The sequence below is a fragment of the Mesorhizobium sp. 113-1-2 genome, assembly GCF_016756475.1.
GTDB lineage: Bacteria > Pseudomonadota > Alphaproteobacteria > Rhizobiales > Rhizobiaceae > Mesorhizobium > Mesorhizobium loti_C.
This window is the reverse complement of the sequence record NZ_AP023242.1, coordinates 6750359-6771302: the sequence shown is the minus strand read 5'-3', so window position 1 is coordinate 6771302 and position 20944 is coordinate 6750359. Positions and strand designations below refer to the sequence as shown.

Annotated in this window: 21 protein-coding genes and 1 pseudogene; 16 read left to right on the top strand and 6 right to left on the bottom strand. The window is 61.6% G+C overall.

Annotated elements, in window-relative coordinates; all coding sequences use genetic code 11:
* Window positions 1-36 precede the first annotated feature (36 nt).
* From JN279_RS32770 to JN279_RS32760, 3 genes are read right to left on the bottom strand one after another with little or no spacing between them, the layout of a single operon-like run.
* Window positions 37-813 carry an amino acid ABC transporter ATP-binding protein gene (locus tag JN279_RS32770; RefSeq protein ID WP_202351249.1) on the bottom strand — a complete coding sequence of 259 codons (777 nt, stop codon included), beginning with the start codon at window positions 811-813 and terminating at the stop codon, window positions 37-39.
* Window positions 813-1472: an ectoine/hydroxyectoine ABC transporter permease subunit EhuD gene (gene ehuD, locus JN279_RS32765; RefSeq protein WP_202351248.1), complete on the bottom strand. Its 660-nt coding sequence runs from the start codon at window positions 1470-1472 to the stop codon at window positions 813-815. The genes JN279_RS32770 and ehuD overlap by 1 nt, the downstream gene beginning before the upstream one ends.
* Entirely contained in the window at window positions 1462-2115 is a 654-nt protein-coding gene (locus JN279_RS32760) for an amino acid ABC transporter permease (RefSeq protein WP_244734247.1), read from the bottom strand. The genes ehuD and JN279_RS32760 overlap by 11 nt, the downstream gene beginning before the upstream one ends.
* 394 nt (window positions 2116-2509) lie before the next feature.
* Between JN279_RS32760 and trbB the strand changes: the two genes are divergently transcribed.
* From trbB to JN279_RS32700, 12 genes are read left to right on the top strand one after another with little or no spacing between them, the layout of a single operon-like run.
* A complete protein-coding gene (gene trbB / locus JN279_RS32755) occupies window positions 2510-3493 on the top strand; it encodes a P-type conjugative transfer ATPase TrbB (protein WP_202353852.1) in 984 nt (327 codons plus the stop codon).
* Window positions 3490-3816: a TrbC/VirB2 family protein gene (locus JN279_RS32750; protein ID WP_202351247.1), complete on the top strand. Its 327-nt coding sequence runs from the start codon at window positions 3490-3492 to the stop codon at window positions 3814-3816. The genes trbB and JN279_RS32750 overlap by 4 nt, the downstream gene beginning before the upstream one ends.
* Window positions 3816-4097, top strand: coding sequence for a VirB3 family type IV secretion system protein (locus tag JN279_RS32745; RefSeq protein WP_202351246.1), 282 nt, complete (start codon window positions 3816-3818; stop codon window positions 4095-4097). The genes JN279_RS32750 and JN279_RS32745 overlap by 1 nt, the downstream gene beginning before the upstream one ends.
* Window positions 4098-4107: 10 nt before the next feature.
* Window positions 4108-6558: a conjugal transfer protein TrbE gene (gene trbE / locus JN279_RS32740; RefSeq protein WP_202351245.1), complete on the top strand. Its 2451-nt coding sequence runs from the start codon at window positions 4108-4110 to the stop codon at window positions 6556-6558.
* Window positions 6555-7322, top strand: a complete 768-nt coding sequence (trbJ, locus tag JN279_RS32735; protein WP_202351244.1) for a P-type conjugative transfer protein TrbJ — start codon at window positions 6555-6557, stop codon at window positions 7320-7322. Before trbE ends, trbJ begins: the two co-directional genes overlap by 4 nt.
* Window positions 7319-7651: a putative entry exclusion protein TrbK-alt gene (gene trbK-alt / locus JN279_RS32730; protein WP_446720379.1), complete on the top strand. Its 333-nt coding sequence runs from the start codon at window positions 7319-7321 to the stop codon at window positions 7649-7651. Before trbJ ends, trbK-alt begins: the two co-directional genes overlap by 4 nt.
* 2 nt (window positions 7652-7653) lie before the next feature.
* The gene (gene trbL / locus JN279_RS32725) at window positions 7654-9009 is read left to right on the top strand and encodes a P-type conjugative transfer protein TrbL (RefSeq protein WP_202351243.1); all 1356 of its coding nucleotides are present in this window, start codon (window positions 7654-7656) and stop codon (window positions 9007-9009) included.
* A gap of 4 nt (window positions 9010-9013) precedes the next feature.
* On the top strand, window positions 9014-9703 hold the full coding sequence (trbF, locus tag JN279_RS32720) for a conjugal transfer protein TrbF (protein WP_096454740.1): 690 nt from the start codon (window positions 9014-9016) through the stop codon (window positions 9701-9703).
* Window positions 9700-10764, top strand: a complete 1065-nt coding sequence (gene trbG / locus JN279_RS32715; RefSeq protein WP_244734245.1) for a P-type conjugative transfer protein TrbG — start codon at window positions 9700-9702, stop codon at window positions 10762-10764. The genes trbF and trbG overlap by 4 nt, the downstream gene beginning before the upstream one ends.
* Window positions 10761-11897 (top strand): TrbI/VirB10 family protein, encoded by a 1137-nt coding sequence (locus tag JN279_RS32710; RefSeq protein WP_202351242.1) that lies wholly within the window; start codon window positions 10761-10763, stop codon window positions 11895-11897. The genes trbG and JN279_RS32710 overlap by 4 nt, the downstream gene beginning before the upstream one ends.
* The gene (locus JN279_RS38970) at window positions 11887-12207 is read left to right on the top strand and encodes a DUF2274 domain-containing protein (RefSeq protein WP_202351241.1); all 321 of its coding nucleotides are present in this window, start codon (window positions 11887-11889) and stop codon (window positions 12205-12207) included. Before JN279_RS32710 ends, JN279_RS38970 begins: the two co-directional genes overlap by 11 nt.
* Window positions 12208-12259: 52 nt before the next feature.
* The gene (locus JN279_RS32700; RefSeq protein ID WP_244734243.1) at window positions 12260-12997 is read left to right on the top strand and encodes a M20/M25/M40 family metallo-hydrolase; all 738 of its coding nucleotides are present in this window, start codon (window positions 12260-12262) and stop codon (window positions 12995-12997) included.
* A gap of 724 nt (window positions 12998-13721) precedes the next feature.
* Here JN279_RS32700 and JN279_RS32695 read toward each other — a convergent pair.
* Entirely contained in the window at window positions 13722-13925 is a 204-nt protein-coding gene (locus JN279_RS32695) for a hypothetical protein (RefSeq protein WP_202351240.1), read from the bottom strand.
* A gap of 1198 nt (window positions 13926-15123) precedes the next feature.
* Here JN279_RS32695 and JN279_RS32690 point away from each other — a divergent pair.
* From JN279_RS32690 to JN279_RS32680, 3 genes are all read left to right on the top strand, one after another.
* Window positions 15124-15429: a hypothetical protein gene (locus JN279_RS32690; RefSeq protein ID WP_202351239.1), complete on the top strand. Its 306-nt coding sequence runs from the start codon at window positions 15124-15126 to the stop codon at window positions 15427-15429.
* Between the two features lie 392 nt (window positions 15430-15821).
* A complete protein-coding gene (locus tag JN279_RS38420; RefSeq protein ID WP_244734242.1) occupies window positions 15822-16076 on the top strand; it encodes a hypothetical protein in 255 nt (84 codons plus the stop codon).
* 801 nt (window positions 16077-16877) lie between these two features.
* Window positions 16878-17162: a hypothetical protein gene (locus JN279_RS32680; protein ID WP_202351238.1), complete on the top strand. Its 285-nt coding sequence runs from the start codon at window positions 16878-16880 to the stop codon at window positions 17160-17162.
* A gap of 466 nt (window positions 17163-17628) precedes the next feature.
* Here JN279_RS32680 and JN279_RS32675 read toward each other — a convergent pair.
* Both JN279_RS32675 and JN279_RS32670 read right to left on the bottom strand, forming a co-directional pair.
* Window positions 17629-17906: pseudogene (locus JN279_RS32675) on the bottom strand (hypothetical protein).
* Between the two features lie 225 nt (window positions 17907-18131).
* Window positions 18132-18641, bottom strand: a complete 510-nt coding sequence (locus JN279_RS32670) for a pyridoxamine 5'-phosphate oxidase family protein (RefSeq protein ID WP_096454750.1) — start codon at window positions 18639-18641, stop codon at window positions 18132-18134.
* Window positions 18642-18858: 217 nt separating this feature from the next.
* Here JN279_RS32670 and JN279_RS32665 point away from each other — a divergent pair, with 217 nt between their 5' ends.
* Window positions 18859-20835, top strand: a complete 1977-nt coding sequence (locus JN279_RS32665; protein WP_202353850.1) for an ABC transporter ATP-binding protein/permease — start codon at window positions 18859-18861, stop codon at window positions 20833-20835.
* Window positions 20836-20944 lie beyond the last annotated feature (109 nt).

Below are 20944 nucleotides of genomic sequence, written 5' to 3'. Positions count from 1 at the left end.
CCATTGGCAGCCCGCCGGGTCCGCACGCATCTGCTCTCAATGGCTCAGGATGGTATCCAGGAACAGCCGGGCGCGTGGGTGAGCGGCTCTAGAGAAAAAGTCTCTGGAAGAAGCATGTTCGACAATGCGGCCTTGGTCCATGAAAACGATCTCATCCGCGACTTCGCGTGCGAAACCCATTTCATGGGTCACGCAGACCATGGTCACGCCGCTTCGCGCCAGCGCGATCATGACGTCCAGGACTTCCTTGATCATTTCCGGGTCGAGCGCCGAGGTGGGTTCGTCGAACAGCAAGATGCGGGGATTGAGGCAAAGCGCGCGTGCGATCGCCACCCGTTGTTGTTGGCCGCCGGAAAGCTGGGCCGGGTAGGCCTGCGCCTTTTCGGGGATGCGCACCGCTGTCAGATGCCGCATGGCGATCTCTTCGGCCTCGCGCGCCGGTTTCAGGAGAACCCGGCGCAGCGCCAGCGTGCAGTTGGCAAGCACCGTGAGGTGCGGAAACAGGTTGAAGTTCTGGAACACCATGCCCGTCTGCCGGCGCGCCATAGCCGTGTCACGGGCATTTCTTCCCAGAGTCGTCCCTTCGAGCTGGATCGTTCCCTTTTGGAAGGGCTCGAGACCGTTGATGCAGCGAATCAAGGTCGACTTGCCGGAGCCGGACGGTCCGCAAACGACGATGCGCGCGCCCGCTCCAACCGTCAGATCGATGTCTTTCAAAACCTGCAGGGCGCCGAACCATTTGTTGAGGCCGTCGATCCGGACATGAGGGATCGATTGAACGGCCGCGACTGGATGTGGGGCTTGAGCGAGCATCAGCGACGTCCAGCCGCAAGCAGGCGCTGCTCAATGCGCCTCACGCCATAAGCAAGTATCAGCGCCAAGGCGAGAAACAGAATGCCGGCGACGGTCAGTGGCTCTGCGTATCGATAGGTCTCGGAGGCGATGTCGAAGGCGCGTCCTAGCATTTCAGGCACGGCCAGGATCGCGAGATAGGGCGTCGCCTTGAGGATCGAAACCAGATAGTTGCCCAACGGTGCCGCGACGTTGCGCAACATCTGCGGCGCGATGACGAAGACGACCGTGTCGCGGCGTGTGAGTGACAAGGCTCTGGCTGCTTCCTGCTGGCCTTTCGGGATTGCGTCGATGCCCGCTTTGAACACCTCCGCCAGATAGCCGCTGTAATAGAGGCTCAGCCCCAATATGCCGACCGTCATGGCGCCAAGCCGGATCCCGTAGAAGGGCAGGACGAAATACAGGAAATAGAGCCAGGCCAGAACCGGCGTCGAGCGGATGAAGTCGATCAGGAAGCGGACGGCGAGGCCAGGCGCACCGCCCCCGCGGCGGATCATTTCGAAAGTGAAGCCAAGCGCCGAAGCGCCGAGACAACTCAAGACCGTCGCGAGCAGGGTCGTCCCGATCGCCCCGATGATCGTCGGGATGGTCGATAGTGCGAAGTCAAAGTTAAATCCCACGCGGCGTTCCTCTTTCGGGATTGACTCGCGCCTCGAGCCAGCGGCCGGCAAGTGCGATCGGATAACAGACGACGAAGAACGCAAGCAGCAGCGCCGAATAGATTGCGACCGGATCGTATTGGGTCTGCGCGATTTCCTTGGCGCGGAAGGTCATGTCCGTCAGCGTGACCAGCGAGACGAGGGACGTCGCCTTGACGAGCTGGATAAGGTTGTTGACGAAGGCGGGGCTCATGGCGACCAAGGCCTGCGGCAGCTCGATCAGAAACAGGATCGCCGGGCGCGAGAGGCCAAGCGCCATGCCCGCCTCGCGTTGGCCGGCCGGAAGAGACTGCAGCCCGGCGCGCACCGCCTGGCTGGCATAGCCGCCGGTGTTGAGGCCGAGCACCAATGCACTGACGGTCAGCGCCGATAGTGTGATCCCCATCACCGGCAGCACGTAGTAAAAGAAGAAGAGCAGGACGACGACCGCGGAGCTGCGCCAGAATTCAATCACGGCGGTAACCAGAAAGCGTGTCATGCCGGTGGTCAGAAACTGCACGACGCCGAAGACGAGCGCGAAGGGGACCGCAAAGACAAGGCCATAGGCCGTGACCTCCGCGGTGATACCCAGCCCTTGCAGAATGCCCAGCCAGATGTCGAGCATGCTCACCGGGTCCCACTCTTCGTCGAGTCGGTTGGCGACGATGTCGGCATCGTCTCGCCGTGCCTGAGGAAGGCGGCTTTGCGCTGAAGAATCGCGCCCTCCTGACCGGACCTCATGGCAATCCTCCGCACTGTGAAAAGGACGATCGCCTGTAGGGCAGGCCATCGATCGCTCTCTCATAAACCGCGCGGGAGTCGAGTGTCAATAAACATGTACGTATTGTTGCCAAAGTTCATATTATAGCGCCACGGCCGTCGGCACCGCCGTTGGCCGGTAATTGCACGCTACGCTACGATGACAGGTAAAATCCGTTGAATCGGAGTGCTCCAGGGCTCTTTTGATCGTCCCCGACCGGGCGGTGTTCGATGTGTTCCCGGCTCATAACGGGGACAGGATGGCTATCTCGCACAACGATACCGAAGGACGCGCGCGCAGCTCGCGCATGCTGCGCACCGCGCTCGGGCCAGCCATCGCCCGGTTTCTCGACGATCCCGCGATCGTTGAAATAATGCTGAACCCGGATGGCCGCATCTGGGTGGACCGCCTTTCGGAAGGTTTGGCCAATACAGGGGAAATGCTGGCGCCTGCCGCTGGTGAGCGAATTGTGCGCCTGGTTGCCCATCATGTCGGGGCCGAGGTCCATTCCCGGTCCCCACGCGTCTCGGCCGAGTTGCCGCAAACCGGCGAGCGTTTCGAAGGCCTGTTGCCGCCCGTCGTCGCAGCACCCGCCTTCGCGATCCGCAAGCCTGCCGTCGCCGTGTTCACGCTCGATGACTATGTCGCGGCAGGCATAATGTCCGCCGGCCAGGCCGCGATCTTGCGCGCCGCGGTTGCGGAGCGCGTGAACATCCTTGTCGCCGGCGGCACATCGACTGGCAAGACCACGCTCACCAACGCGCTGCTCGCCGAAGTGGCGAAAGGGATGGATCGGGTCGTCATCATCGAGGACACCCGCGAACTGCAATGCGCTGCGCCCAACCTTGTCGCAATGCGCACCAAGGATGGCGTCGCAACGCTCGCCGACCTGGTTCGCTCTTCGCTGCGCCTGCGGCCCGATCGCATTCCCATCGGCGAGGTTCGTGGCGCCGAAGCCCTCGACCTTTTGAAGGCATGGGGAACCGGGCACCCCGGCGGCATCGGCACCCTTCATGCGGGCTCCGGCGTGGGCGCGCTGCGCCGCCTTGAGCAGCTCATCCAGGAAGCCGTCGTCACTGTCCCGCGTGCGTTGATCGCCGACACGATCGACCTCGTCGCTGTGCTCGCCGGACGTGGCGCCGCGCGACGGCTTAGCGAACTCGTCCGGGTCGAGGGTCTCGGCCCCGACGGCGATTATCGCATTGCTGACGCCACACCGATCAACCCAGGAGAAATCTCATGATCCGCCTCCTTGCACGCTGCCACCTGGCCGCGGGGGCCACCGCCCTTGCCATCAATCTCCTGGTCGCGTCGAGCGCCCATGCGTCAGGCTCCTCGATGCCGTGGGAACAGCCACTCGAAAAGATCCTGCAGTCTGTCGAGGGACCGGTCTCCAAGATCATTGCCGTCATCATCATCATCGTCACCGGCCTGACGCTGGCCTTCGGCGACAGTTCGGGCGGCTTCAGGCGGCTCATCCAGATCGTTTTTGGCCTTTCGATCGCCTTTGCGGCGTCGAGTTTCTTCCTGTCGTTCTTCTCGTTCGGCGGCGGAGCGTTGATCTGATGACAACCGCTTTCGAACAACTCGACGCGGTGCCGGGCTGGACGGTGCCCGTCCACCAGGCGCTGACGGAGCAGATCCTGCTCGGCGGCGCGCCGCGCGGAATCGCCATCCTGAATGGCACGCTGGCGGGCGCCGTCGGCCTTGGGCTGCGGCTGTGGCTGGCCGGTCTCCTCATCTGGGCGATCGGACATCTCACGGCAGTATGGGCCGCCAGGCGCGATCCGCTGTTTTTCGAGGTTGGACGCCGGCACCTGCGTCTACCTGGGCATCTGTCGGTTTGAGGGCGCGGTTATGATGAGCCTTGCCGAATACCGCCGGACCGCTGCCCGCCTTGCCGACTACCTGCCTTGGGCAGCACTCGTGGCGCCGGGCGTCGTGCTCAACAAGGATGGAAGTTTTCAGCGCACCGCGCGGTTTCGCGGCCCCGATCTCGACTCCGCCGTCGCGGCAGAGCTGGTTGCGGTGGCGTCGCGCATCAACAATGCCTTTCGTCGCCTCGGCTCGGGCTGGAGCATCTTCATCGAAGCGCAGCGGCACGAAGCCGCCTCCTATCCCGAGAGCCAGTTCCCCAATGCGGCTTCCGGCCTGCTCGATGCCGAGCGCAAAGCCGACTTCGACGAGGCGGGGGTTCATTTCGTATCGAGCTACTTTCTCACATTCCTGTCCCTGCCGCCGCCCGAAGACACCACGCGCGCCGAGGGTTGGCTCTATGAGGGTCGCGACCAGTCGGGCGCGGATCCGGGCGAGATCGTGCGCGCCTTTGTCGACCGGACAGAGCGCGTGCTGTCCCTGCTCGACGGGTTCATGCCGGAATGCCACTGGCTCGATGATGGCGAAACGCTGACCTACCTGCATTCGACGATCTCGACCAAACGCCATAAGGTGCGCGTCCCCGAGACGCCGGTCTATCTCGATGCGCTGCTGGCCGACGAGCCGCTCGCCGGCGGGCTCGAACCGCGGCTTGGCGACAAGCATCTTCGCGTGCTCTCGATTGTCGGCTTCCCGACCGCCACGACGCCCGGCCTGCTTGATGACCTCAATCGGCTGGCCTTCCCCTACCGCTGGTCGACCCGCGCCATCCTGCTCGACAAGGTCGACGCAGTCCGCCTGTTGACCAGGATACGGCGGCAATGGTTTGCCAAGCGCAAGAGCATCGCCGCGATCCTCAAGGAGGTGATGACCAACGAAGCTTCAGCCCTCCTCGACACCGACGCCGCCAATAAGGCGGCCGACGCCGACACCGCGTTGCAGGAGCTCGGCGCCGACATGGCGGGTATGGCCTATGTCACCGCGACCGTCGCCATATGGGATTGTGACCCGCGCGTCGCCGACGAGAAATTGCGGCTTGTCGAGAAGGTCATCCAGGGCCGCGACTTCACGGCGATTGCTGAGACCGTCAATGCCGTCGACGCCTGGCTCGGTTCCTTGCCCGGACACGCCTACGCCAATGTCCGCCAGCCTCCCATCTCAACGCTCAATCTCGCCCACATGATGCCCCTGTCCGCCGTGTGGGCGGGGCCGGAACGGGACGAGCATCTGGTCAGTCCTCCCTTGCTTTACGGCAAGACCGAAGGCTCGACCCCGTTCCGGTTGGTCCTTCATGTCGGCGATGTCGGTCATACGCTCGTCGTCGGCCCCACTGGCGCCGGCAAGTCGGTGCTGCTCGCGCTGATGGCGCTGCAGTTCTGCCGCTACCGCAACGCTCAGATCTTCGCCTTCGACTTCGGCGGCTCTATCCGCGCCGCGGCGCTCGCCATGGGCGGCGACTGGCACGATCTCGGAGGGCGCCTCACCGAAGGCATGGACGCCTCCGTTTCGCTGCAGCCGCTCGCCCGGGTTCATGACACATACGAGCGCGCCTGGGCGGCTGACTGGATCGTCGCGATCCTGACGCGCGACGGCGTCCCAATCACCCCGGACGCAAAGGAGCATATCTGGGCGGCGCTGACGTCGCTTGCCTCGGCTCCCGTCGAGGAGCGCACCATCACCGGGCTCAGCGTGCTTTTGCAGGCCAATGACCTGAAGCAGGCATTGCGCCCGTACTGTGTCGGAGGCGCGCACGGCCGATTGCTCGACGCCGAGGCCGAACACCTCGGCCAGGCATCCGTGCAGGCTTTCGAGATCGAAGGGCTGGTGGGCACACAAGCCGCGCCGGCTGTCCTGTCCTATCTGTTTCATCGCGTCAGTGACCGGCTCGATGGGCGTCCAACGCTGCTCATCATCGACGAAGGCTGGCTTGCCCTCGATGACGAGGGGTTTGCTGGACAGTTGCGCGAGTGGCTGAAGACGCTGCGCAAGAAGAACGCCAGCGTCGTCTTCGCCACCCAGTCACTTGCCGATATCGACAATTCGACTGTTGCGCCGGCAATCATCGAAAGCTGTCCAACCCGGCTGCTGTTGCCCAACGAACGCGCGGTTGAGCCGCAAATTACCGCCATCTATCGCCGCTTCGGCCTGAACGACCGCCAGATCGAAATCCTGGCACGAGCGACACCCAAGCGCGATTACTACTGCCAGTCCCGTCGCGGCAACCGTCTCTTCGAACTCGGCCTGTCCGAGGTCGGCCTCGCGCTCTGCGCCGCGTCCTCGAAGAGCGATCAGGCCCTGATCGGCAGCATCATCGCCGAGCATGGCCGCCACGGCTTCCTGGCGGCCTGGCTGCGTGCCCGCGACGTCGGCTGGGCCGCCGATCTCATTCCCAACCTCACCCTTCCCGAACCTGAAAAGGATCCTCAACCATGACTGTTCGTCAAAGCCGCCCGCGCGCCCTTTTTCTGGTCGCGGGGATGCTCGCCGCGCCGCTCGCGATCTCGCCGATGATGACGGCGCCAGCGCATGCCTTCATCGTGTTTGATCCATCGAACTATTCCCAGAATGTTCTGACGGCCGCGCGTTCGCTGCAGCAGATCACAAACCAGATCACCTCGCTTCAGAACCAGGCCCAGATGCTGATCAACCAGGCGCGCAACCTGGCGAGCCTGCCTTTGTCCTCGCTCCAGCAACTGCAACAGTCGGTGCAACGCACGCAACAGCTTCTCGGGCAAGCGCAGAACATCGCCTTCGACGTCGAGCAGGTCGACAAGGCCTTTCAGCAGCAATACGGCGGCGTCTCGCTCTCCGCGTCCGACCGAGAGCTCGTCACGGAGGCGCGCTCGCGCTGGCAAAACACGGTAGGCGGCCTTCAGGACGCCATGCGCGTCCAGGCGGGCGTCGTCGGAAACATCGAGACCGGCCGCGCGCAGATGTCGGCGCTGGTCGGTGCCAGCCAATCGGCGACCGGAGCGCTGCAGGCGACGCAAGCTGGCAATCAGCTTCTTGCGCTCCAGGGCCAGCAGCTCGCGGACCTGACCGCTGTGGTCGCCGCCAACGGCCGCGCCCAGGCTCTGGCTGAGGCCGAACGTGCTGCCGCGGTCGATCAGGGCCGCGAGCAACGCCGCCGCTTCCTGGCGCCAGGCTCTGGCTACCAGGCCGGCTCGGTCCAGATGTTCAACCGCGGAGGTCGATGACGATGGACGGCAAAACCCTCGCTCGCGCGGTGGGTGTCATCTTTGTTGCGGCCGCAATCGCGGCGGCCGCGCTCGGTATGAGCCGGAAGGAGAACAAGCCGGCGGGCGAGGGCGCGCATACAACCGCAGGCTTGATGCCGAACCCGCTTCGCGATGGCCTGCGCCGCTGCCAGGCCCTTGGCGAGGCTGCTCTGCGTGACGATGGATGTGCGCAACTGTGGACCGAGCAGCGCGATCGCTTCCTCGGTCTCAAAGAGCCATCTGGGCGTCCGATAGGCGAGCCGGACGCTTCGCAGTCGCCAGGTGCTGCCACGCGCGGGGGCCAATAGACATGGGCAATACGGGTGTCATCGACCAATTCCTGTCCACCTTCACCCGCTACATCGACAGCGGCTTTGGCCTGCTCGGCGGCGAGGTCGCTTTCGTCGCGACCACGCTGATCGTCATCGACATCACGCTTGCCGCGCTCTTCTGGAGCTGGGGCGCTGACGACGACATCCTTGCTCGGCTTATCAAGAAGACGCTCTTTGTCGGTGTCTTCGCCTACCTAATCTCCAACTGGAACGGTCTCGCTCAAATCGTGTTCGAGAGTTTCTCCGGTCTTGGTCTCAAGGCGAGTGGAACCGGTTTTTCGGCACAGGACCTGCTGCACCCCGGCAAGGTGGCGCAAACCGGCCTCGATGCGGGGCGACCATTGCTTGAGGCGATCTCCGGTTTGATGGGCTACGTCTCCTTCTTTGAAAACTTCATCCAGATCGCTTGCCTGCTCTTTGCCTGGGCGCTCGTCCTGCTCGCCTTCTTCATCCTGGCGGTGCAGCTCTTTGTGACGCTGATCGAGTTCAAGCTGGCGACGCTGGCCGGCTTTGTGCTGATCCCCTTCGGGCTCTTCGGCAAGACGGCCTTCATGGCCGAACGGGTGCTCGGCAACGTCATCTCGTCCGGCATCAAGGTTCTGGTGCTTGCCGTCGTCATCGGCATAGGATCGACGCTCTTCGGCGAATTCACCCAAGGCTTCGGCGGCGAGAGCCCCACCATCGACCAGGCCATGGCGATCGTGCTCGCGGCGCTATCGCTGCTTGGCCTCGGCATCTTCGGTCCCGGCATCGCCAACGGCCTCGTCGCTGGTGGACCGCAGCTTGGCGCCGGTGCGGCCGTCGGCACTGGCCTTGCCGCGGGCGGCATGGCGGTTGCGGGCTATGGCGTAGCCGGCATGGCGGCGCGAGGTGTCACAGCGGCCGCCTCGGGCGCGATGTCAACCGCGCGTGGCGCCACGTCACTCGCTGGCGGCGCCTCGGCCGCTTATAGGCATGGCGCTGCCGGCCAGGCTGGCGCGGCAGGCATCGCCTCGGGCTTGGGCGGCATTGCGCGCGCTGGCGCTTCGGCGGCAGCCTCGCCCCTCAAGCGCGCCGCCGCAAACACCGGTCAATCGCTGAAGTCCAGCTTCGCCTCCAGCGCCAGTTCGGCCGCTGAAATCGCCGGTGGTTCGATCGGAGGTGCTGCGGTGTCAACCGCGGCTCCTCCCTCCGGCGCGGGCAATCCGTCCGGCACTCAAGGACAGCCGGAATGGGCCAGACGTCTGCAGCGCTCTCAGCGCCTCGCTCACGGCGCCCAGACCGCCGCCCACGCGGTACGCGCCGGCGACAGCCATGGCGGCGGAGCTTCGATCTCTTTTTCTGAAGGCAAATGACGAAATGAACATCTTCAGGCGACCCGCCGTCCACTACGGCAAGACCCCTCGACCGGAAACCCCCTATCAAAAGGCGCAGCAGATCTGGGACGAGCGCATCGGCTCTGCCCGCGTGCAGGCACGCAACTGGCGCGCCATGGCTTTCGGGTCGCTCATCCTGTCGGCAGGCCTCGCAACATCACTGGTCTGGCAATTGGGCCGCGGTACCGTCGTGCCCTGGATCGTGCAGGTCGATACTTTAGGCCAGGCGCAAGCGATCGCGCCCGCGATCGCCGACTATAAGCCGACCGATCCTCAAATAGAGTGGCATCTCGCCCGCTTTGTCGAACAGGTGCGCTCCATCCCCGCAGATCCGATCATTCTGCGCCAAGACTGGCTGCGCGCCTATGATTGGACCACCGACCAGGGCGCAGCGGCGCTCAACGACTATGCTCGCGCCAGCGACCCTTTCTCCAGGGTCGGCAAGCAGCAGGTCGCGGTCGAGATTTCTTCGGTTATCCGGGCCTCGCCGGGCTCCTTTCGTGTCGCCTGGATCGAGCGCCACTATGAAAACGGCCAGCTTTCCAGCGCCGAGCGCTGGACAGCAATCCTGACAATCGTGACGCAGATGCCGAACGACGCCGAACGCCTTCGCGCGAACCCCCTCGGAATCTACGTCAACGCCATCAACTGGTCGCGGGAGATGAGCCAATGAGCCCGACATCGCGGCTTGCTGCCGGCACGATTTTCTCAAGATACTTGCTGTCGGCCATGCTGGTCTCGGGGACGACGCTGCTGGCGAGCTGCGCAACGCCTTTGAAGAAGCCGCCGCAGATCAGCTATGATACCTATGTTCCGCCCTTGCCGCCGGCGCCCGCCGCCGCGATTGACCAAAGGCCGAAACCCCTCCGCGTTCCATCCGGCTGGGCTCCCGCGCACGGCGGCGCCATCGGCGAAACGCCGGCCGCGCGTGTCGAGAACGCAAACGCTGCGGCGCGTGTGGAGCCGCGCCGGGACGGTTACTACAATGCCATTCAGATCTACCCGTGGAGCGAAGGAGCGCTTTATCAGGTCTACGCCGCGCCTGGCCAGATAACGGATATCGCACTCGAGCCGGGCGAGAGCCTGACCGGCGACGGTCCGATCGCCGCCGGTGATACCGCGCGCTGGATCATCGGCGACACCGAAAGCGGGTCCGGCATGGCCCGGCGCGTCCACGTCCTGGTGAAACCCTCCCGGGCGGACATCACAACCAACCTCATCATCGCCACGGACCGGCGCAGCTATATGCTTGAGTTGCGTGCAGGCGCGAAGCCATACATGCCCGCCGTTGCGTGGTCCTATCCGGCTGTGAAAGTGGGGCCCCTACAGACCGTCGCCACGACGCCGGTCATACCGGACGTTACAATGCGCAACTATCGCTACGGCTTTACAGGAGACAGCCCACCATGGAAGCCGGTTAGTGTCTACGACGACGGCCGAAGGGTCTATGTCGAGTTTCCGCGCGGCATCGTGCAAGGCGAGATGCCACCCATTTTCGTCATCGGTCCGGACGGCGAGGCTGAAATCACCAACAGCCGCGTCTATCAAAACGTCCTGATCGTCGACCGTCTTTTTGGTGCGGCCGAACTGCGTCTTGGCGCCGGCAAGCGGCAGCAGACGGTAAGGATCGTCCGCACCGACGGAGGAAGAACCGATGGGTTTTGGCGCAGGCTAGGCGACAGCGCCGCGTCGAAGGTGCCGAACTCGACGCAGAGGGGAGCGATCCAGCCATGAGCGAGAAGGATATGGCCGTCGAACCCATGCGCCTTCGCGCCGACCCGCCGCGCGTGACACGTCTGTCGCGCAAGATGCTCGCAGGCATCGGCTTCGTAGCCTCGCTCGCTATCGGGGGCGCGCTGATTTACGCTTTGCGGGACGCGAATACGATCAAGCAGGGCGAAGAGCTCTACCCCACCTCCAATCGGCCGTCCGCTGACGGACTGGCACGCCTGCCGCGCGACTATTCCGGCCCGATTCTTGGGCCGCCGCTGCCTGGTGATCTCGGCCGGCCGATCCTCGATGCCCAAAACAAGGGACAGGCCGTCGTGCCTCCCTCGATCGCAAGCCTGGCGATCGACGAAGCCGAGCAACGCCGGCGGGCTGAGGAGGAGGCCGCGAGAACCTCGCGCGTCTTCTTCCAGACAGGGCAAGGAGACGCCAGGACCGCCGAAGCGTCCCCCCCTGCCGTTAACGACCTTGCCAGTCGGGTCGGTCAGCCGACTGCACCGGATCGCCAGCTCTCCTTCCTGTCCGCCGCCGCAGACCGGCGTACCGTGGCCCCGGATCACGTCACGCCTCCCGCGTCACCTTACGTGCTTCAGGCCGGTGCCGTGATCCCGGCCGCGCTCATTACGGGTATCCGGTCGGACCTGCCCGGCCAGATCAGCGCTCAAGTAACCGAAAACGTCTATGACAGTCCCACCGGCCGCTCGCTGCTCATCCCGCAAGGCACTCGCATTATCGGGCAGTATGATAACGGAATTGGCTCGGGGCAGCGTCGCGTGCTGCTGGTCTGGAACAGGCTGATCTTTCCCAACGGACGCTCCATCGTTTTGGACCGGCAGCCTGGCACGGATGCTCAGGGCTATGCCGGCCTGGAGGACGAAGTCGACTATCACTGGGGCGAGTTGTTCAAGGCCGCAGCGTTGTCGACCGTTCTGAGCGTCGGCGCGCAGGCCGGTTCTTCCGACCAGGACAGCGATATCGTGCGTGCTCTGCGCAGCGGCGCTTCTGACAGCGTCAGCCAGGTAGGCGAACAGGTCGTTCAGCGGCAGTTCGCTATCGCCCCGACGCTCACGATCCGACCTGGGTTTCCTGTCCGCGTCCTCGTTACCCGAGATCTTGCGCTCGAACCATATGGAAGTTGACATGACCAAGTTGAAGCTCGCCACGATCGCCGACGACAAACCGGTGAAGATCACGGTGGAGCTGTCAGCGACCCTGCCGCCAACCTCACTTTGCCGTGTTCCGAGACGGTCGAATACTCGCCCCCTGAGGTCGATGGTGAGCGACACCGTTTCCTATCAGACGATTGCCGGCGTAAACCGGATCGCAAAGAGTTCGACGGCTCGCGCCACCTCCAGGGACACAGCGCGCAAGGGCCTGGGTTGCCTACCGGATAGCCGCTGGACGTCGCCTGTTACAATGTCGACGCCGAGGGCTTGCAAATACGCATGAAGGCTTCGGCCGGAAATACCGGCACGGTGGCGGCGGATAAGGTCACGATCGGTTGGTCATTAGAATTGGGCTTGCTCTCGATACAGGGGACAGCAATGATCATCGTTTACTCCGCTGGGCCATCGAAGGCTTAAAAGCCGACTGTCCATGCCGTCGGCAGGAGATTGTCATGAAGAAGCTTACTTCTCGTGAGGATACATCCGACATCCTGTCAAACAAGGGCAAGCTACTGCCCGATCTTGAGGCGCTCTACAAAGACATTCACGCTCATCCGGAACTGTCGATGCAGGAGACACGAACAGCGGGCATTGCCGCTGACAGGCTCAATGACGCCGGTTACGAGGTAACCGCCGGGGTGGGCAAAACAGGTGTCGTGGGACTGCTCCGCAACGGCAAGGGGCCGACGGTGATGCTGCGTGCCGACATGGACGCGCTTCCAATCGCCGAGAACACCGGCCTTGCCTATTCCAGCAAGGTCACGGCCACGGACCCGGAAGGGAAAACGGTCCCGGTAGGGCATATGTGCGGTCACGACATGCACGTCGCATGGCTGGTCGGTGCGGCGACACTGTTTTCGAAGACGCGCAAAGACTGGAAGCGTACATTGATGGCCGTCTTCCAGCCCGGTGAAGAAACCGCCCAAGGTGCCCAGGCCATGATCGATGACGGCCTGCTGGAACGCTTCCCCACGCCTGATGTCGTGCTTGGCCAGTATGTCATGGTCGGTCCGTCGGGCACTGTTGCCGGCAGCGCGGGACCAATCACCTCCGCGGCGGACAAGAAGAAATAGCTACATGAAAGATGCCCTACTTAAGATATTCGACCAGAACGACAAAGAGAGGCGCCTCGAGGTGCATTTCAGACAGGCGCAGTGGGCCGGAAGCGGACTGTCCGGTACTGGGGGTAAAAGAACGGGTCCGCGTAACTGACAAACTCGGGGGGATATCTTCGCATACACCTTTGTCGAAGGGGATACCTCCCGGAGCGAAAGGCCCTGCCGGCCGAGACCAGCGGAGCGAATGTGGGGTGATGAGTAAATGTGGATCGCGAGTGGATTGCCCGCGCTAGGTGACCTTATTTTCAGCCGCCCATCATCTTGGCCATCGCGCAGAAATCCAAGTGCGACTTGTTGATCGTGGTATCGCCGCAGTCTTTCAACACAGCCTACTGTTCATCGGGTTTCATGGACTGCCTATAACGAGCATTGGCCGCTTCTGGCGCAGGTGGGTTGACAAAAAGCAGCCAGTCAAACAGTTTCCAATTTGAGGGACCAACGCGGGGATACATTGTGAAGAAGACATACCAAAAGCCGGTGCTGACCAAACGTGAACGTCTGTCGTCGATTACCGCTCAGAGCACCCCCATTTCAGGGCCGGTCCTCACCTGATTGCCTCTCTCCTAAGGTGATCGCATAAAGCCCGCCGGCCAGAGCCAGCGGGCTTTTCATTTGAGATTTGTCCGTTTCGTGGTGGCGGGTGGCCAATTGTTACCAACCGCGGCAACTATTGCGGAGACTAACCCGTTCCCGCATCTAAACTCGGCCCAGAACGCGGCCCCCGGGCTTCTTCGGCGATCACCAAAAGCGCCTCCAATGTGACTGCGATTCCGGACATCAGCGCGGAAATATCAGTGTTCCCGCCGGGCAACGCTAGTTCATTCGCCCTGCTTTGCATGCTCGCGCTCAGTTCCTTGAGTTTCATGCGCAGGTCGTCGTCCATGTTTACACTCCCGTTTCGGCCCTCAGAGGAACGCGCTGATGGAGAACCAGTTCCGGTGATTTGTGGTCGTGTGAGCTATTCAAACCCGCGTATTCCAGCAGCGAGGCTTGAGCCTGAAACAGGTCAACCAAGTGAGCGGAGGACGCCCAGACGCATAGTCCGTAGGCCGTCGCGAAGGAGATCAAAAGGGCGCTGGCGATAGGTAGACGGTGCATGGCTAGGCTGGTCCTCTTTTTTGCAGACCCGTGCACAACCACCTGCAACCCGATCGGTTCGCAATAAGAAACTTACCTTGTTAGCGTGGTTAAAGAACCGTTTCGACGACATAGACGCGTGTCTGATCGGACAGAAAGTCAAAGCCGAGACGACGCCCTGAGGAAGACCAGAGGCGTCATCAGGCTTAACGGACCAACGCAGCGATCATGTGGTGAAGTGACGTAATGAAATCCATTACGACGATGGCAGCGGCGAGAATTGTCATAATTTTTGCTGTTCATGACAGGTCTCTCTGATTGTTGACCCGCTGGAAGGCTCTCCCTTCTCGATTTCGCTGATGGCGCTCATGCGCAGGCATTGCAGTCGATGCGGTCTTCATAAGGTTCATAGTTTTCTCCACCTATGAGCGGAGATAAGCCTACGGACAGTTGGCGACACCAACCACCAGATACCTTGCCCCGGCTTTTCAGCCCTGATGTCGGCCCGCGTGTCCAAAAGCTTTCGCTGGATCCTGAGAAGAACCCGGCGGGGCAAGGCTGCGACTTTGAACGGGAAGCGAATGCGCCGAGTCTCTACTCGCCTGCCCACTCTGTGCGCCACACGCGATCGATACCTTGCACAAGCACCTCATAACCATGTGAGGCGGCTGCTTTCGCAGCCTTGATAGCGGCCAACACAGCATCGCTGTTGGAGTTCTACGGGGATTCCTTCCCGTCGTAGCGGACGTTCCAGCCATCACCTTCCTTGAAGACGTAATACCTCGCAGTCGCCATACGCGGCGCTCCCCCCGATTGCTTCAACCCGAGAGGAAAATTAGCAAGGTCTAATTTCGATGCAACCATCATTCCCAACGATGACGGCCAGGAGCTCGTTCGAACATCAGATGGCCCGTGACGCTTTTCATCCGGGGCAGGCAAGCAACGTGCGCGGAACAAATTTCGCGCATTCAAGTTAGTAGGGGTTGGTTACGGGGGACTCCGCGATGCTTCTTGCCTTGGACGACGCGAGATCGACGGCCGTGTTGGCCGGCAGAGGAACAGATGCGGAAATCTTCGGCGTGATTGATCTCACCAGTAAAACAGAAACCCGGATCGGCGTCATCAGCTTGGGGCGCGCCATCCAGTTCGTCGCCAACGCGTCCGTGCTTGGCTACGACGTTCGCGGTGCAATGGTCCTGTACGGAGAACCTAAAACGCCAAGCTTGAGGGTATGGGACTGCGAACATCTATGGACGCAATTTGGTGGCGCTCTGCTCCAGCCTACCGAGCGTTCTACAGATCTCGGCTGATTGAGTTGCCCTAGGATAACATTTTGGCATAACGAGCAAAAGAAATGGCGCTACAAACGGACACCATGCCGGTATGGACGGGTGGCCGGCTATCTTATTCTGGGAACATAGCCGTTAGATCGAAACCTCGAACCTGTGAATCCTCTCAGCTGGAAAACGCAATGGAAAGCATGTTGGGTAACTGTTGATTCAACCATTGCTGGTATTATGTTGAGGTAGGGTGGCGGCCCCGACGGTGCGGCAGGGGTGCTGGGTTGTCGGAGCCGCCCGCGCAGTCAGGTTGGATTTGGCGGCGCTGTTCCAAAGTAGGACAGCGCGGTCAATGAACCGTTAAAATCTTCCGGAACTAATTAAGCGTATGCTAATTGAATCGCGGTTTGCGAGGGCTGTGCATGCGTTTGAAGTTCGTGGCGCCCTTGATTCCCAACCTTGTTGAGAAGCCTCCGGACGGCGAAGGTTGGATTCACGAAGTCAAGTTCGACGGCTATCGATCGCAACTCGTTATCGATGACGACGGCACGCGCATCTACACGCGCAAGCGCCGCTCGTCACCATGTCCTATAGCTATCTGGATTGGGGTGAGCGACTTACGGATTTGTAAGGAGATCCATCCGGCGCGGCCTTGCCGGGCGAAGCCTTCTTATTGACGGCCCGCTGCCTGGGGGTTCGCGGGCAGCGGGCCTTTAGTTTCGGCGGGTGGAGGCCCGCCGGGCAGCAAATGTGCCGTTCGCTGCCGATGGTTATGGTCAGCTGGCGCCCCCTGACTGAGCTACTTACCGATTCGTAAGGGCGTGCCGCCCATGGAAGTCGCCGTCCTACTGCCGAGCCTTTGTTTGAACAGAGCTGAAAATCTGTTTGGAAGGTCGGGCGCCATTGATGACTTCGACGCCAGAACACAAAACCAAGCAGGGTTCAGCTCATATATGCAGCCGAAAAACAAAGTGATTTCTTGCCGCCCCAAATCGTCCAGAATCGAGGCGTTGGTCAGCTAGATCGAACACGACGGAGAGGTCGATGAGATTGTCGGTACTTGCTGTGGCGAGCGCGATTTTGTCGCTGACATTTAGTGCTCAGGCAGCGCCGCTGCCGATTGGCGCGCCGGTACACGATGGCCTGATGCAGCAGGCGCGAGTGACGTGTGCATACCTAACCCGGGACGGCTACTGCGTCCGACCGCACAGAGTGCACAAACATAGGGGATATCGGCACCGCTACCACCACCACTATCGGCGGATCTATGAGCCGCCGTACTACGGGCGCTACTATCGCCCCCGGCCGATCATCCGGGTCATTCCTAACTATCCACCGTTTTATGATGATGGCTGGGTCTATTGAGAAGGGCGGCGCAAACGTCGCGCCGTCGGGGAGCGTCGCCTCCCGGCAGCCAGCCTCACCTTTGCCCAGGTCGCCAAAACAAACCCAGCGTCGAACGCTGGTTGGAGTATTTCATGAACATTCGAATTCTTATCGCCGCAGGTGCCCTTGCGTTGGCCAGCCCACTCGCGGCACCGGCAAACGCGCAAGAGACGTTCGATTGCACCGATGGCTGCTCGGGCCATCAGGCTGGGTATGATTGGGCGCAAAGGAACGACATCACCGACGAAAGCGATTGCGACGGGAATAGCCGGTCCTTCAACGAGGGCTGCCAAGCGTACGTCGATGAGCAATCAACCGAACCAGTTCAGCGCTATCAACCCAACGACGGAAACGACGACGAAGATAGCGGCGAATGAACAGACACAACGAAAAACCCGCCGGCCCTTCGGATCCGTTGATCCAGGCGCACCGGCCGAACAGATGAAGGAGCCTGCCGGCTAGGACCGTGTGGTGAACCAATGGAGCCCCAAACCCAACTCACTTGCTGACCTTAGAAAATTGAAGGGCTTGGGAGTTAAGGTGATGACAATTTACCTGGTTGAAGAAATGCGCGAGTCGTTACCAAGTCTCAGACAATCGATGCGCCTTCACCACGAGCAGCTGCCTCGAAGTCCACTGGTCGAACGATCACCTCAGGACCTTGGCTAAAAGAATGGGTCCGCGTCACTGACGAATTTCGGGGGAATATCTTCGCATTCACCTTTGTCGGGGGGATACCTCCCGGAGAGAAGGGCCCCGCCGGCCGAAGCCAGCGGAGCGAATGTGGGGTGATGAGTAAATGTGGGTCGCGAAAGGGATTGCCCGCGCGACGTGAACTTATTTTCAGCCGCCCATCATCTTGGCCATCGCGCAGAAATCCGAGTGCGACTTGTTTATCGTGGTATCGCCGCAGTCTTTCAACACAGCTTTCTGTTCATCGGGTTTCATGGACATCCATGCGGTCTTGAAATCCGCTTCCGACCTCAACGTTTTCATGCCGGCATCGGTGAAGAACGGGGACATCTTTGCCGGATCGTCGAGTGCGGAGGTGTTGCCAGCGAGTGCTGAACCCGTCATCAATGCGAGCGCCACTGCGCCCAGGTGAGCATCTTGATATTCATCTAAATTTCCTCCTTCGGTCATTCAACACGAGTGACCTGAAAGGGGAACGTCCACTTCGGAACTGTGTTTACTGCAAGCGATGACAAAGCTATCAGACCTTTGCCGCCGCAGCTTGGCACACCGAAAATCCATTGCGTAGGATCCAAGGCGCGCGCTCAAAGCAGAACCCCGCCTGGGTCGGTGAACGCAGCAGGACGCATCAGAAGCGGGCACTCGGCTGATTGTCAGAGGTCGACTTTTGCGTTGTCGCCAACCTCTGGCTTGGCGCCAGTGACTGCCGCGAACACCATCTTTGCCGTGGCGACGACCAACCCCGGGCTATCCCACAGTTCGCCTTCGTCCGGTTTGACGGTTATCAGACGGATTTCGGGATCGTCCGCGTTCTCCCACCAGGCGCCGTCGGTCTTCTCCCACAGCTCGGTGATTTTCTGCCTGTCGTTTGTCACCGCAGCGGACCCGGAAATGGTGACGTACTTATAATGACTGCTGTCGCTCCAGGCCAAAGTGACTTTCGGGTATTTCGACAGCTGCTTGTTCTTTGCACCGTCATTGTTGACGAGGAAATAGATCGCGTTCTCATCACGTTGCACACGCGCAGAAAGCGGCCGAGCGCGATTGTACTCGCCGTCCCATGTCACGAACATGCAGATGTCGATTTGTTTGGCGAGCTCCCAGACCCGGTCCGTCGCCTCGGTGGGGGTGAGGTCTGTCTCCTGCTCTCGACGCTTGGTCATACGGTATCCTCCGCTGATTGGTGTGTTCGTACAACTCGCGTTGGGTCGCGACGTTCCCGTGGAAGTTCGCAGTCCGTCAGTAGACGGGCTGTCGAAATCAACTTGCCTGGCGTTTGGGATCGGTTTGCGCGTGATGAAGCGCCACAACGCCTGAGCGCTGATGCGACGCGTGCAGAGATCATTGAAACCTTTTGTATCCTGCGCCGTTGTCGGCCGAATGTCCCAAGCGAAATCCACTCCGAAACCAGTCAGCAATGCCAAAGCACCGGGCGCCGCTAAGCCGCGTCTGGAGAAAGTTGCGGTTGAGGTCGTGTCAGAGGCGGTGGACGAAGCTTCGCCACCACCGGAAATCGTCGAGCCCGATCCGGAGTTCACACCCCAGCAGGTCGAGGAAGCGCGCAAGAAGTATTTGCTCAAGCGTTTCTGGATCAGCGCGCGCGGATATTGGAGCCGCAACGGCGACCGGCTCGCTTGGCCGTGCACGATTGGGCTCTTGGCTCTGATCTGTATCAATGTCGGATTCCAGTACGGTATCAATGTCTGGAATCGCTCGATTTTCGATGCCATCGAGAGCCGCGACGCCCACACCGTCTATTTTCTCAGCGTGGTCTTCCTGCCGCTCGTCGCCGGAAACGCCGGCCTCGTCGTTGCGCAAGTCTTTCTTCGTATGACGATGCAGCGTCGCTGGCGCTCCTGGCTCACCACGTCGGTCATCGGCCGCTGGCTGGCCAACGGCCGCTATTATCAGCTGAACCTCGTCAGCGGCGATCATCAGAACCCTGAAGCTCGCATCGCCGAGGATTTGCGAATCGCCACGGAGTCGCCCGTCGATTTCGTCGCCGGGGTCACTTCCGCATTTCTGGCGGCCTCAACCTTTATCGTCGTGCTCTGGACGATCGGCGGTGCACTCACCCTGCCGATTGGCGGGTCGAGCGTCACGATCCCCGGCTTCCTCGTCATCACCGCGGTGATCTATGCCGCCATCACCTCCACCTCGATGGTGTTTATCGGCCGCCACTTCGTTGAGCTCTCGGAGAAGAAAAATCAGAGGGAAGCCGAATTCCGCTACACACTGACGCGCGTGCGTGAAAACGGCGAGAGCATTGCATTGCTCGGCGGCGAGGAAGAGGAGCGCAGCGGTATCGACAACACCTTTGGCCATGTCCTGAAACAATGGGCGTTGCTGACCGGCCAGCACATGCGCACCGCCTTGGTATCGCAGGGTTCGAGCCTTTTCGCGCCGGTCGTGCCGGTCCTGCTCTGCGCGCCGAAATTCCTTGAGGGCAGCATGACGCTTGGACAGGTCATGCAGGCGGCCTCGGCCTTCGCCATCGTGCAGGGCGCATTCGGGTGGCTTGTCGACAACTACCCGCGCCTCGCCGACTGGAACGCCTCCGCGCGCCGCATCGCCTCGCTGATGATGTCGCTCGACGGGCTCGAGCGTGCGGAGCAGAGCGATGCCCTTGGACGTATCAACCGCGGCGAAACCGACGGCTGCGCAATGCTGAGCCTGAAAGATCTCTCCGTGTCGCTCGACGACGGCACCGCAGTGGTCGAGGAGACCGAGGTCGCGATCGCGGCTGGCGAACGCGTGCTGGTGTCAGGCGAATCGGGGTCAGGCAAGAGCACCTTGGTGCGGGCGATCGCGGGCCTGTGGCCGTGGGGTGGCGGCAGCGTGAATTTCCATCCCGACAAGCGGATGTTCATGTTGCCGCAACGGCCTTACGTCCCCTCCGGCACGCTTCGCCGTGCCGCGGCCTATCCCGGCGCTGCCGACAACTGGACGCTGAAAGAGATCAGGGCCGCACTCGACAAGGTGGGACTAGGTCATCTGAACGACAGGATCGAGGAGGAAGCGCCCTGGGACCAGACGCTGTCTGGTGGGGAAAAGCAGCGGCTCGCATTCGCGCGACTTCTTTTGCACGCGCCAGATATTGTCGTGCTGGATGAAGCGACGGCGGCGTTGGACGAGAAGAGCCAGGATAAGATGATGGAGACCATCATCCACGAATTGCCTGATGTCACCATCATCAGCGTTGCGCATCGAGTCGAACTGGAGGCCTACCACAGCCGCAAGATCACCCTGGAGCGGCGCAAGGGGCGCGCAAAGCTTGTTAGCGATATCGATCTGATCCCGCGCAAGGGCGGGCGCAAGTTGCTTGCAAGCCTTCTTCGGCGCCGGCGTTCCAAGTAAGCCAACGCTAACGAGCCCGACGAAAGGGAGTTCGTGGCGGGTTCGTCTAGCGTAGCAGGCCTTCGTCGTCGAACGCATCCCAGCCCTTCAAATCTGGCGGGGGTCGATT